The 13,033-nt window shown below is 64.3% G+C and carries 12 protein-coding genes; 1 reads left to right on the top strand and 11 read right to left on the bottom strand.

Annotated elements, in window-relative coordinates; all coding sequences use genetic code 11:
* Nucleotides 1–9 precede the first annotated feature (9 nt).
* Both DW352_RS25900 and DW352_RS25895 read right to left on the bottom strand, forming a co-directional pair.
* Nucleotides 10–1,008 carry a Bug family tripartite tricarboxylate transporter substrate binding protein gene (locus DW352_RS25900; RefSeq protein ID WP_115694037.1) on the bottom strand — a complete coding sequence of 333 codons (999 nt, stop codon included), beginning with the start codon at nucleotides 1,006–1,008 and terminating at the stop codon, nucleotides 10–12.
* A 42-nt stretch (nucleotides 1,009–1,050) separates the two neighbouring features.
* On the bottom strand, nucleotides 1,051–2,247 hold the full coding sequence (locus DW352_RS25895; protein ID WP_115694036.1) for an FAD-dependent oxidoreductase: 1,197 nt from the start codon (nucleotides 2,245–2,247) through the stop codon (nucleotides 1,051–1,053).
* Nucleotides 2,248–2,547: 300 nt separating this feature from the next.
* On the opposite strand from DW352_RS25895, the gene DW352_RS25890 reads away from it, so the two are divergent.
* A complete protein-coding gene (locus DW352_RS25890; protein ID WP_115694035.1) occupies nucleotides 2,548–3,087 on the top strand; it encodes an EF-hand domain-containing protein in 540 nt (179 codons plus the stop codon).
* 143 nt (nucleotides 3,088–3,230) lie between these two features.
* Here DW352_RS25890 and DW352_RS25885 read toward each other — a convergent pair whose 3' ends face one another.
* The 9 genes from DW352_RS25885 to DW352_RS25845 form a co-directional block, all read right to left on the bottom strand.
* Nucleotides 3,231–4,088 carry a VOC family protein gene (locus DW352_RS25885; protein WP_115694034.1) on the bottom strand — a complete coding sequence of 286 codons (858 nt, stop codon included), beginning with the start codon at nucleotides 4,086–4,088 and terminating at the stop codon, nucleotides 3,231–3,233.
* 10 nt (nucleotides 4,089–4,098) lie between these two features.
* Complete coding sequence (locus tag DW352_RS25880; RefSeq protein ID WP_115694033.1) at nucleotides 4,099–4,956, bottom strand: VOC family protein; 858 nt, start codon at nucleotides 4,954–4,956, stop codon at nucleotides 4,099–4,101.
* A gap of 189 nt (nucleotides 4,957–5,145) precedes the next feature.
* Complete coding sequence (locus DW352_RS25875) at nucleotides 5,146–5,922, bottom strand: GntR family transcriptional regulator (RefSeq protein ID WP_115694032.1); 777 nt, start codon at nucleotides 5,920–5,922, stop codon at nucleotides 5,146–5,148.
* Nucleotides 5,923–5,951: 29 nt separating this feature from the next.
* The gene (locus DW352_RS25870) at nucleotides 5,952–7,571 is read right to left on the bottom strand and encodes a UbiD family decarboxylase (protein WP_115694031.1); all 1,620 of its coding nucleotides are present in this window, start codon (nucleotides 7,569–7,571) and stop codon (nucleotides 5,952–5,954) included.
* Nucleotides 7,572–7,585: 14 nt separating this feature from the next.
* Nucleotides 7,586–8,407 (bottom strand): FAD binding domain-containing protein, encoded by an 822-nt coding sequence (locus DW352_RS25865; RefSeq protein ID WP_115694030.1) that lies wholly within the window; start codon nucleotides 8,405–8,407, stop codon nucleotides 7,586–7,588.
* Between the two features lie 3 nt (nucleotides 8,408–8,410).
* Nucleotides 8,411–8,902 (bottom strand): (2Fe-2S)-binding protein, encoded by a 492-nt coding sequence (locus DW352_RS25860; protein WP_115694029.1) that lies wholly within the window; start codon nucleotides 8,900–8,902, stop codon nucleotides 8,411–8,413.
* Nucleotides 8,899–11,277 carry a xanthine dehydrogenase family protein molybdopterin-binding subunit gene (locus DW352_RS25855; protein WP_115694028.1) on the bottom strand — a complete coding sequence of 793 codons (2,379 nt, stop codon included), beginning with the start codon at nucleotides 11,275–11,277 and terminating at the stop codon, nucleotides 8,899–8,901. The genes DW352_RS25860 and DW352_RS25855 overlap by 4 nt, the downstream gene beginning before the upstream one ends.
* 22 nt (nucleotides 11,278–11,299) lie before the next feature.
* The gene (locus tag DW352_RS25850) at nucleotides 11,300–12,229 is read right to left on the bottom strand and encodes an ABC transporter substrate-binding protein (protein WP_115694027.1); all 930 of its coding nucleotides are present in this window, start codon (nucleotides 12,227–12,229) and stop codon (nucleotides 11,300–11,302) included.
* A 48-nt stretch (nucleotides 12,230–12,277) separates the two neighbouring features.
* A complete protein-coding gene (locus tag DW352_RS25845; protein ID WP_245434253.1) occupies nucleotides 12,278–12,982 on the bottom strand; it encodes an alpha/beta fold hydrolase in 705 nt (234 codons plus the stop codon).
* Between the last annotated feature and the right edge of the window lie 51 nt (nucleotides 12,983–13,033).

The following is a 13,033-nucleotide window of genomic DNA, read 5'->3' as shown; positions in this document are numbered from 1 at the left end:
GTTGACCGTTTATTGCGGCACCTGGGCGCCGGATTCTTTCACGACCTTGCCCAGCCGCACGATGTCGCGCTTCATCATGGCCTCGAGATCCTCGGGCGTACCCGGTATCACAGTGGCAACCTGCGGCACGACGCGATCCTTGACGGCATCGCTGTTGAGCGAAGCGACATAGGCGGCGTTGAGCTTGTCGACGATCGGACGCGGCGTCCCCGCCGGCGCGAACAGACCGAACCATTGCTCCATATGAACGTCCGGGTAGCCGGACTCCGCCATCGTCGGGACGTCGGGTATGCGCGGGTGACGCACCGTGCCGCTGGTCGCCAGCATGCGCAGCTTGCCGCTTTCGATGTAGCCCGCGGACGAGATATAGGAGGAAAAGATCATGTCGACGCGGCCGGCGACCGCGTCGGTCACGGCCGGCGCGATACCGCGATAGGGCACGTGCAGGAGCTTGATGCCGGCGTGTTTGGCCAGCAACTCGCCCAGCAGGTGGCCGCCGGTGCCGATGCCCTGTGAGCCGTAGCTGAGGCCTTCAGGCTTCGATTTGGCGAGCGCGACGAGATCCTTGACCGACTTTGCCGGGCTGTCCGCCGGCACCAGCAAGATGTTGTTGAAGGAAATCAAAGGTACGACAGGCTGGAAGTCCTTGACGGGGTCGAAGGCAAGATTGGTGTAGAGCGACGGATTGACCGCATGCGTGCCGGTGTGGCCCATCATCAACAGATAACCATCGGGCGTCGCATGCTTGATGACGACGGCCGCCACATTGCCGGCGCCGCCCGGCCGGTTCTCGATGATGATCGGCTGTTTGAGGATTTCAGACGCCTTTTGCGAGGCGATGCGCATGATGATGTCCGAGGAGCCCCCGGGCGGGAACGGCACGATGACCGTGATCGGACGCGACGGATAGGCATCGTCATCTGCGACGCTCGGTGCGACGAACGACGCGAAGGCGAGCACGAGCCCCACGGTGAAGGCAGCCGAAAGCCGGACGAGTCTCGATGTCATAGATTTTCCTTTTCCCGGCAGCCTGAACAATGATGGAATGCGCTACTCGATCACAGCGGCACGTCTGAGGCCGTCAATCATCGACGATTTCAGCAAATAGGCTTTCAGCTTTGCTGAATCGGATGTGGTGCGCTGCAAGTCCTCCAGAATCGTCTGGCGCCGCGACGGGTCGCGTTCGCGCATGCGCGCGCGGTTGCGGTCGGCCTGCTGGATGATCTCTTCCGCCGCGATCGGCCGGCGCTGACGTTCATAGCGATCGAGAAGTTCGTCGCCCGCCTCTCCGCGCAACACCGCGATCAGTTTCTCGCAGAGATTGAACGCGTCGTGGATGCCGCCGTTCATGCCCATGCCGCCAGACGGGCTGTTGAGATGCGCCGCGTCGCCCGCCAGCAGCACGCGCCCGTTGCGATAGGTGTCGGCAAGCCGGCGGTGGATGCGGTAGGGCCGCGTTTGCAGCACGTCGATCGGGCCGGCATCCGGCACGATATCGTGCAACATCTCCTGCTGCGGGTCCGGCTGCAGCGCCTCCTCGGTGGACATGCCTTCCGGCGGATGCAGACTCACGCGCCAGACGTCGGGGAGCCGCAGCAGACTAAAGGTGCCATTCGGTTTCCAGCAGTACGAGACGTTCGAGAGACCGTCCAAATACTCGTGGAACGGAAAGTGCGTGGTCGCGAGGATGGTCGTTTCCGGATAGATGTCGCCGTCCATCTCGATGCCGAGGCAGCGGCGCACCGTGCTGCGCGCACCATCGGCGCCGATCACGTAATCGGCAAAGAGAACCTCTTCGCCATCGGCTGACGCGGCGACCACCTTCACCTTGTCGCCGTCCTGGGTGACATCGGTAACCTTGGTCGAAAAGCGCAGCGTCACCTCCAGCACGTCACGCAACGCGTCGACGAGGTATTGACCGAACTTCGATTGCTCGCATTGCAACCGGTAAGGATGATCGGTTTCGTCACGCAGTACGTTGAGATCGAACACAGCGCGCTCGCCCGACGGATGCATCCTTATCTGCCAGGTCGGACAGATCAGCCCCTCGGCCAGCATCCGCGCGGTGATGCCGTACGGCGCCAGCATATCGAGCGTCGGCGGATGGAAGGTGGAGGCGCGCAGCTCTTCCGACACCGCGGCTTCGGCCTCGAGCAGGGTCACCCGAATGCCGCTGCGGCCAAACAACAGGGCTGCGGTCAACCCGACCGGACCGGCACCGACGATAACGACTCTTGGCTCAGCCATGACGAATGTTCACCACCCCGCGCCGGAAGGGCCCGGCGTCACTTTGTATTATAAATGATACTAAAGAATTCGGCCGATGCAACTGTGGGCACGATGCCGCACTGCACATATTAACGTCAGGATGAGACTGATCCTTGCGCGTTCCCACCAACTGACGCGACCGCCGCAGCACCACTTCGCTGCATCCTCGCTTATTTGGTTTCCGCTCTGTAACAGGAGGGCGAGTTTGCGTCGTCACGCATAGTTCGGCCCCAATCAAATCCTCAGTGCGGCGGGTCCGTCGCCAAAGCGAGTTAAACGATGCGCCCGTTCCCGGATCGCCGCCGTCCTTTTCGACTGTCGTTATTGACCGGCGGGGTGTTGGTGGCACTGTCAGCTGTGCTTGCGCAGGCGCAAACGCCAGGCCTGGGAGGACCGCCAGGCCGGGCTCCTGCGCCCGATCCGTTCGTCGCATCGATGGCGCGTTGGGATGCGAACCACGATGGCACGCTGACCTGCGACGAATGGCGGCAATACGCGAACCGCCTCTTCACGCTGGCCGATAAGAACGCGGACGGCTTTCTGGACGCGACGGAATTCCGAAGCCTCCAGAAAATGGAGCCGCTCTTCGCCGACGCCGATATGTCCTACTTCGACGACAATCACGACCGGCGCGTGAGCCGGGCGGAGTTCGTCGACAAGCCCAGCCCGTTCTTCGCGCGCTACGACACCAACCACGATTGCCGCGTGACGCCGCAGGAGATCAGCGGCACGCCCGAGAAGGCCGCGCCCCGGGGTGGCGGCCATAGGGGCGGCGGTGGCGGCGGCATGGGTATGGGCGGCGGCCGCGGCGGATTCTAGGTCGTGACCCACTGACGTTGAAACATGCTCCGCTCATTCCCCGTGCAAGCGGGACTCCAGCGCCCAATGCGAGGCTGCCACTTCAAGCTGGGTCCCCGCTTTCGCGGGGACGAACGGAGACCGGAGCAGAGCGCCTGCGCGCCTTACTTCTGGAATTCCGGAATGTTGGGTTTGGCGCCCCATTTGCAGAAGCCCTTCGGATCGAAGGGATACTGGTGCTCCCGGTAAAGCAGCTCGTCGGCGATCGACTTCACGCCCGACGAATATTCGAACACCATGCCGTCCGGGCCTTCGAAATAAAGGAAGCGCGCCGACGAGGTCGGATGCCGGCCCGGGCCGAAAACCATGCGCACCTGCCGGTCGTTGAGGAAGTTGAACGAGCGCATCACGTCGTCGCCGCTCTCAACCTGATGGTTGATGTGCTGGATGCCTTTCGTCGGCGACGGAAACAGCGCGATGGTGTGATGTACCTCGTCGATGCGCAGAAGCGGCGCTTCACCAATGCGGTCGCTGACACGGGCATTGCAGACGCGGGTCCAGAACATTTCATCGCGCGCCGGGTCGGTGCTGCACAGGCCGATGTGACTGAAGCCGGTGATGCCGGCATCGCGCAGGCCGTGGTAGCGCTGCCCGCTATAGGCCGGCCGCCAAACGAGTTCGATGCGGTTGCCGCTCGGATCGTTGAAGGCGATGAAGTCCTTGACCTTGCGCGCCTCGGCTTCCGCCGCGGTGCCGCCGTGAACGGCATGGCCCAGCGCCTCCAGTTCACGCGCCGCGCTCTCGAGATCCTCGCGCGAGCCGACTTCGAAGGCGGCGACATGATCGCGCGGATCGCCCTCGAAGTAGAACAGGGTATGTTCGCGCTCGTCCGACTTGAAATAGATGCCGTCCTTGCTGCGCTCGGCGATTTCCAAGCCGAGAAATTCGGTGGCGAAACGCGTCGAGCCTTCGAGATCGGCCGTGCCGAGCCGAACGTAAGAGACGTCCTGCAGCTTGATCATGATCGCGCTCCTAACCCTGCAGTTCCGGAATCTCGCAGTCGCTGCCCCACGCGCAGAAGGAACCGCGGTTCTTGGCGAACTGGCGAGCCCGGTGCTTTTCTTCGTCGGCGATCTTAGCGCCTTCGGCGACATAGCTGAACAGCACGCCATCCGGGCCGGCGAAGGTGAGGAACAATTGATTGGAGGACGGGCGGCGGCCGGGGCCGTCGACGATGCGCACCTGCGCCGCCCGCAGGAAATAGCTGTTCTGCATCAGCAGATCGACATCCTCGACCGCGTATTCGATGGCGAGCGGACCGCCGCGGTTCGACGGATGGAAGGCCAGCCGATGATGCGCGTCGTCGAAGCGGATGTAGGCCGCATCGCCTACCCAGTCGCTCACACGACCGTTGAAGACCTTGGTCCACAGTGCCTCGTCCGCGCCGTTGGCGGTCGAGCGCAAAGCGACGTCTTCCAGACCTAGGATGCCCGCGTCACGCTCGGGGAAATAGCGCCAGCCCGACTGCAGCGGGCGCACCACGAGTTCGAACACGTTGCCGCTGCGATCCGCGAATGAGGCGAAATATTTGACCTTGCGCCGCTCGGCCTCCTCGGCGCTGCCGCGCGTGACCTTGTAGCCCTCGGCGGCGAGAGCCTTTTCGGCCGCGGCCAAGGTCTCGAGATCACGCAGTTCCAACGCGACGGCACAGGAAGGCTTGTCGGCGCGGACATAGACCAGCGTGTGATCGCGATAGTCGGAACGGAAAAAGACCTGGTCGGGGCCTTTGTCGACGATCTGCAGGCCGAGGATGCGCTGCGCAAAGTCGGTTGCCGCCGCAAGATCGGGTGTCCCCAGACGGACGTAACGAAGCTGCTCGATGGCAATCACGCGGCGCGTCTCCTACCCAGCCCCCATTGTTTTTATTAGCAGTTCCAGCCCGCGCGGCACCAATCTCGGGGCGTACAACACCGCGCGGTGACAGCCGTTGCTTTAAAAAAAGCCCGTCCCGCCGCGTTTTCAAATACTTAGTTCAATAATTGCTGTCAAACCGGCCGGGCCGGTTCCACAGCCGGCCGGCTATTGGACCGCCTCGCCCAATGCCGACAGGGCGGAATTGTTGACGTGCTCGATGGCCGCGGCCCGCGCCCGCCGTGCGTCGCGGCGCTGGATCGCGTCAAGCAACGCTTCGATCTCGGCGATGCTTTGCTGATGCCGGGCCTTTCGTGACAGCGACACCTTCCGCAGGCTCGACGTCCGCAGCACCAGCCGGTTGATCATATCGAAGGCGATCGGGTTCTTAGCGCCAGCACAGATGCGATCGTAGAACGTGCGCTTAGCCAGCAAAATCTCATCGAGGACGCCGCCGCGATAGGCCCGCTTCAGCCGTTCGCCTTCCTGACGCAGTTCCTTGAGCTGCGCATCATCGGCATGCTCGATGAATTGCTCGACCGCGAGCGCCTCGAGGACCGCGCGAATGCGATAGGCGTTCTTTGCGTCGTCGATGGAGATGCGGCTGACCGAGAGACCACGGCTCGAGTTGTATTCGAGGATACCCTCAGCCTGCAGTTCGCGCAGCGCCTCGCGCAGGGACGTGCGGCTGACGGCCAGTTGGTCGCACAAATCCTTCTCAATCAGCCGCTGCCCGGGGACAAGCAGGCCGGTCTCGATCGCGCTACGCAATGCAGCGATGATCTTGTTGCGCAAGGGGGCCGAAGGCTGCCGCAACGGCGCGAGACGGACGACCGGCGCGGCGGCGGTATCCCCGGCCGACTTCTGACGGGCGCCAGCGGAGCGGCGCGCTTGAGGCTCGCCTTGTCCGCTGATCGCGACCAGTCTGGTTGCCCCTTTGGCCATCTCTCTCTCTCAATCCCTCGCGCGTGCGCTCACTTCTTGCCCGATTCGACGGCGCGAACGGGCGTTTCCGGCTTCAAATTGCCATGGCGACGACGGTAAGTCGATTCGCCGGTCTGGCGCCACGCGCCGGCCACGGCCGCGTCTGCAAAGCCGCTCCACTCTTCCGACCAGTCGCCGAGCTGGTAGCCGTGCCAGGGCGATTGCGGCACGATGCGCGGCAGCCCCAACTCCTCCCAGATCGCCTTGGCCTGCGTCATGAAGGCTTCCGCCGGCAGCGCCAGCGGCGGCATGTCGTGCTTGAGCGTGGCGTCGATGAGCAGCGTGCCTTCCATCGCCGCCCGGCCGGACTTCGGCCCGTGACCGCTCGAACGATATGGCGTGACCAGCAGGTCCTCGGTGAAATCGGAGCGGTAGGCGAGCGACCAGAAGATCGCATTGGCGTTCTCCGGATCGATGTCCTCGGATACACCGATGACCAGCTTGCCGCATTGGGCCTGCAGGGTCGCGGCGCCTTGCATGCCGCGCCATACCTCCGGCTTCGGCGTGCCGCGCGCGAATTGCACGAAGATGACCTTGCGCAGGTTGGTCAGCGGCTCATGCATGACCACGCGCTTGACGCCGCGGATACCCAGCACCTGCCGCAGATGCTCGAGATACATCGGCTCATAGGCGACCTTCTTGAGCACCGACGACTCGCTCGGCGTCACCTGGCTGATGATCGAGATGAAGACGGGCTTACGCTTATGCGTGATCGCCGTCACCGTCATCGACATGTTGAAGTCTTCGAGGGCGACATGGCCGTGGCTCTCGCCGAACGGACCTTCCGGTTCCAGCAGATCCGTGTCGATCAGCCCTTCGATGACGAACTCGGCATCCGCCGGCACCACCAGATCGATGGTCTTGCAGCGCACCGTCCGCACCGGCTTGCCCATAAGACCGCCGGCCACCGCCATCTCGTCGACATCCACCGGCAGCTTCTGCGGTCCAGTGAACAGCACCGCCGGCGCGCAACCCAGGACGATCGCGCAGGGCATCGGCTTGCCCAGCTTCTTGTACTTTTCCCAATGCAGATAGCCGCCGGCGCCGCTGAGCCGCGACGCCATCCGCACGCCCAGCCGGTCGTTCGCCTTCAGCGCCGCCCGGTACGTGCCCATGTTCTGGATGTTGTTGTCGGGATCCTTGGTGACGCACAAAGTCGCCGTCAGATATGGCGCAGCGTCGAAACCCGGGGTCGAGATCGGCACGGGCAGACGCGCCAGACCTTCGGTCCGAAGCGCTTCGCCCGTCTGCACCACTTCCTGACACGGCGCGGTATCGACCAGTACCGGCGCAATGGGCTCGGCCATCGCCCGCACCCAGACCTTGCCGATATCCTCCACCGGCACGCCGAGACCGGCGGCATAGATTTCGGGCGAAGCGGCAAGCCCGCCGACCAGCACCGGGATATCGTAGTGCTCGCCCTGCGCGCCCGTCACGTTGGTGAACAGAAAGGCCCGGCGCTCCTCGTCGCGCAAGCCGCCCTGGAACTGCCAGCGTGCGAGCGGATGCAACTCGGTGTCTTTGTTGATCGGACGATCGATGCGCGTGACAAGGCCGCGTGCGGTCAGCCGGGCGAGGTGTTCCTGCAGGTCGGCTGGCGCGTCAGCCATGGCGATCGTTCCTTCTATTTATAGGACTGCGTCGTACCGAGATTGCCCAGGGCGCGGCGCGCCATCACGTGAATGAGGTGTGCGCGATATTCCTTGGTCGCGATCAGATCCTCGAGCAACCCCGAGGGATCGACCGCGAGGCCTTCGAGAGCCTCGGCGCGGAAATCCTTCGCCAGCGCCTGCTCGAAGGCCGTCACCCGGAACACGCCGCGCTCGCCCGCGCCTGTGACGGCAACGCGGACGTCTGCTCCCTTCCGCGAGACGAACACCCCGGCGATCGAATAACGCGACGCCGGATGACGGAATTTCGCGTAGCCAGCGATATCGGGGGTCGGAAACACGATCCGCGTGATCATCTCATCGGGCGCAAGCGCCGTCTCGAACAAGTTGACGAAGTAATCGTCGGCCACAAGCTCGCGCCGGTCGGTGACGATGGTCGCGCCGAGCCCCAATGCAGCGGCGGGATAATCCGCAGCCGGGTCGTTATTGGCAAGCGAGCCGCCGATGGTGCCGCGGTTGCGCACATGCCGGTCGCCGATCGAGCCCGCAAGCCCGGCCAGCACGGGAATTTTTGTCCGCACCACCTGCGACGCCGCGACATCCGCATGCAAGGTGGTGGCGCCGATGGTGATGGCGTTTGCCGATGCATCGATGCCGCGCAGGCTGTCGATCCGCGTGAGGTCGATGACGACCGGCGGCCGCGCCAATCCTTGCTTCATGGTCGGCAGCAACGTGTGCCCGCCCGACAGGAACGACGCCTCGCCGTTCGCCGCGCGCAACTCCTTTGCCTCGGCCAGCGACGTCGGACGCAGCAGGCGAAATGGCTGGAGAGCCATGGCTCAGCCCTCCACCTTGTCGTGCGGCGTCACCTCACCGTGCGCGACGGCGAGGATCGCCTTGACGATGTTGTGGTAGCCGGTGCAGCGGCAGAGGTTGCCCTCCATCTCCTCGCGCACCACCGCTTCGGTCAGTTCGCCTTTGTAGGTCTCGACCAGGTTGGCGGCGGCCATTACCATGCCGGGCGTGCAGTACCCGCATTGCAGGGCGTGCATATCGCGAAAGGCCTGCTGCATCGGACTGAGCAGGCCATCCTTGGCCAGCCCTTCGACGGTCGTCACATTCGCCCCGTCGGCATGCGCCGCCAAGACGGTACAGGATTTGACCGACCGGCCATCGAGGTGGACGACACAGCAGCCGCACTGCGTTGTGTCGCAGCCGACATGCGTGCCGGTCAGCCCAAGATGCTCCCGCAGGAAAAAAGCGAGCAGCGTCTCGTCAGGGACATCCTGCGACACCGGCGCGCCGTTGACCGTCATCGAGACGACCGTCATGCCCGCGCCTCCTTCTGCCGCTGGCGGCCGTGTTGAATGATCGTCCATACCTTGAGCGAGGTGATCGGCAATTCGAGCTCGAACGGCCTGAACTCCTTCAGGCCGTCCTCGATCGCGCTCATGATCACGGCCGGCGCCGGCGTCGTGCCGCCCTCGCCGCCGGCCTTCACGCCGAACGGATTGGTCGGCGACAGCACCTCCACGATCTGCGTCTTGAAGCTCGGCATGTTGTCGAAGCGCGGCATGCCGTAGTCCATGAACGAGCCCGCGGTCGGGATGCCGGACTCCGGATCGATATGGAAATCCTCCCACAGCGCCTGGCCGACACCCTGGGCAATGCCGCCATGCGTCTGGCCGTGCACGATCAGCGGATTGATGCAGCGGCCGACATCGTCGACCGTCGAATAGCGCACGATCTCGAGGCCGCCGGTTTCGATATCGATCTCGATCTCGCAGCAGCAGGCGCCGTTCGGAAACACCGGCGTGTGCATCTCGTTGTCGCGCCGGACCTTGAGGCCGCCGCGCAGGTCAGCCGGGATATCGGGACCGTTCGAACGGGCGGCAAGATCGAACCAGCTCAGCGAGATGTTGCGATCGGCGACGCGGAAAATGCCGTCCTCGAACGTCACCTCCTCGATCGGCACGCCGAAGATATGCGCGGCGAGCTTTTCGCCTTTGGCGATAAGATCGCCGCTGGCCAGCGCGATCACCGTGCTGGCGTGGCGCATCGAGCGGCCCGAATGCGTGCCGCCGCCGGCGGACACGATATCGGTGTCGCCGAGGGTCACGTTGACGCTGTCGAACGGCAGCCCAAGCAGGTCCGCCGTCACCTGCGCAAAACTCGTCTCGTGTCCCTGGCCCGCCGGCTGCGTGCCGATAACGAGTTCGACGCTGTCGGCATGGACGATCAGGTCGGCGCGTTCCTTGGGCGACCCGATCGAGGACTCGACGTAGTTCGAGAAGCCGACACCGAGGATCTTGCCACGGCTGCGCGCTTCCTTGCGCCGCTCCTCGACACCGGGCCAATCCGCCAGCGCGAGCAGGCGGTCCATGTTCGCTTCGTACTCGCCGCTGTCGTAGTTCATGCCGGTCGCGTTGGTGTACGGCATCTGCTCGGGCGTCACGAGATTGCGCCGGCGTAAGTCGAGACGGTCGAAGCCCAGTTCCCGCGCCGCCTTGTCGATCAGGCGCTCGATGGCGAAGGTCACCTCCGGCCGACCCGAACTCCGGTAGGCCTGCGTCGGCATGGTGTTGGTATAGACCGCCTGCGCATGCAGCGTCGCGTACGGTATGTTGTACGAGCCGGTAATGAGGCCCGACCCTTTGCTCAGCGGCGAGAGCGAAACGCAGCGCGAGCCGACATTGCTCAGGTTCGCCGTCTTGATGGCAAGAAACTTGCCGTCCTTATCGAGCGCCAGCGAAATATCGACGAACAGATCGCGGCCCTGATAGTCGGTCAGGAAGGACTCGGTCCGCTCGGCGCGGAATTTCACCGGCTTGCCGAGCTTCTTCGAGGCGTAGCAAACTAGGCCAAACTCGACGAAGGCGCGGTTGCGCGTGCCGAAATTGCCGCCGATGTCGAGCGCGATGATGCGCACATCCTTGGGCTCGACACCGAGCACGCCGGCGATCTCGTATTTCTGCTTCACCGCGCCGCCCGAGCCGGCATACAGCGTGTAGCGGCCGTCGGCGGGATCATAGAACGCAAGCGAGGCCCGCGGCTCCAGCGGCACGCCGGTGACGCGGCCGATATGCGTCTGCATCGACACGACATGCGCGGCGCGCGCGAAGGCCTTCTCGGTATTCTCCGAATCGCCGAACTTGGCGTCGACGAGCACGTTGTCCTGCATCTCGTCGTAGAGCTTCGGCGCGTCGGGACTCAGCGCCTGCCGTGAGTCGGCCACCGACGGCAGCGGCTCGTAATCGACCTCGACCGCCTCCGCCGCCGCATAAGCCTGCGCCCGCGTCTCGGCGACGACCATGGCGACCGCCTCGCCGACATGACGCACTTTGTCGGGCGGCAGTACGTCATGCGCGCCGATGAAGATCTTCGTGCCGCCGCGGCCGGTCAACTTCACGTCGTAGCGCGTCGACGGCACCGGGCTATGCGGAATGGGCTTCAGTCCGTCGGCGATGCAATTGGCACCCGTATAGACGGCCAGCACGCCGGGCATTGCCAGCGCCGCGGTCTTGTCGATGCTGTTGATCTTCGCATGCGGATGCGGCGAACGAACCATCGCGGCCCACACCTGGCCGGGCAGGTTGAAGTCGTCGGTGAAGCGACCCTTGCCCGTGAGAAGGCGCAGGTCCTCCTTGCGGCGCAGCGGCTTGCCGACGGCCTTCAGGAGGCGCTCGTTGAGCTTGAACTCACTCATAGAAGTCTCGTTGTGGCGTCCGTCACGTCCCGCTACGGGCTGCCTCGTAGAATGACAGGTCGGTATATTTGTCGAACCCGCTCAGGCGCCGGCCGCTTCCGCCCCACTGCGACCGCAGATCCAAAACCCGCTGCATGCCCTCGGGCCGGATCGCCGCTTGCGGCGTCAGACCGGAACGCGGCGACAACACGCTGGCCAGCACGGCATCGACGACACCCGGCTTGATCTCCGGCATTTTCGCCTGCAGCAGCACGGCCGCCGCAGCACGATTCTCCGGCGTCAGCGTCCACGCGAGCCCTTTCAAATAGCCGCGAATGAAGGCACGCACGGCTTCCGCATTCTCGACGGCCCAGCTTTGACGGGTCGCGACGATGCCGCCCTGATAGGCCGGGAAGGCGTCCGTGCTCTTACGCAGCACATTGAAGCCCGCTTTGGCCGCGATGCTCGTGAACGGCTCGATGGTGATCGTGCCGGCGTGCGCGCCCTCCTGGACCGACTTCCATCGCTCCGGCGTCGCGCCGACCGCAACCGGCGTATAATCCTTCGCACCGAGCCCGAGTTGCTCGAGCATCGCGTAAAGCACGAAGGCGAAGCCCGTGCCGACCGCGTCGAGCGCCAACGTCTTGCCGCGCAGATCGGCCGCCTGCTTGATATCGGGCGCGGTGATCGCGCTCAGCTCGACCTGCGTCGCGCCCATGATGACACGGAAATCGCTTGCATTGCTTAGAGGCACCGCGCCCATGCCCTCGCGATAGGCGACAATATTGTCGAAGGCCGTAAAGGCGATGTCGAACGCGCCCTCGTTGAACTTCTCCATCTGGAACACCGAGCTCGGTGTCGTCGTCAGCGCGACGTCGACGCCTTCCTCGGCGAAGTAACCGCGCTCGAGCGCCGCGAACACCGGCAGATTGGGAGCGCCGGGAAAGGCGATAACGCGAACATCAGACGGCATGAACGATTCCTCTCGACTCGAAGGGGCGATAACTCACCCTCTTGATGATCAATTTGCTTTCGCGCCTTGCAACAACAGCTTCAGTTCGTCGCCGATCCGGTCGGGGCATTCGAGCGGCGTCAGATGCCGCGCGTTGTCGAATACGGTCAGCGTCGCGCCGGGAATGAGATCCCGCATGGCTTCGGCCATGGCGACCGGCGTTGCATAGTCTTCGATGCCGACGACGATGCGGGTCGCGAAATCGAATGCCGGAAGCTTGCGCATGTCCGCCGCGCCGAGCATGCGGCATGTCTGGAGATAAGCCTGCGGGTCGTTCGCAAGGAAGACGGCAACGGCCCGCTCGATGACGTCGGGATGCTCCGCGAGAAAGCGCTCGGTCACCCAGCGCGACTTCTGGAACGGCACGAGAGCCGCCATGCCTTCGGTCACACCTTTCTGGCCACGCTCTTCCCACTGCTTCGGCGCGTCGGCGCCGTACCAGGCCGTCGTGTCGAACAGTCCCAGCCCGGCCACGCGTTGCGGATAATGCGCCGCAAAGGCGAGCGCGATGCAGCCCCCCATCGACGCACCCGCGACGACGGCCTTGTTCCAGCCGACCGCGTCGAGCAAATCGCACAAATCGTCCGCGTGCCGCTCGACGGGATGGAACCCATCCGGCTTGTCGGAGCGCCCGTGCCCGCGGCAGTCGTAAAGAAGGACGTCGGCGTAGTCCTGCACGTAAGGCAGCACGCGGTGCCAAAAGCTCGCATCCATAGCCAAAGAATGCACGAGCACGCAGCGTCCACGCCCCGCGCCCTTATGCAA

The organism is Pseudolabrys taiwanensis, assembly GCF_003367395.1.
Classification (GTDB): Bacteria; Pseudomonadota; Alphaproteobacteria; order Rhizobiales; family Xanthobacteraceae; genus Pseudolabrys; species Pseudolabrys taiwanensis.
The sequence above is the reverse complement of the archived record's forward strand: the minus strand, read 5'-3'. Positions and strand labels throughout refer to the sequence as shown.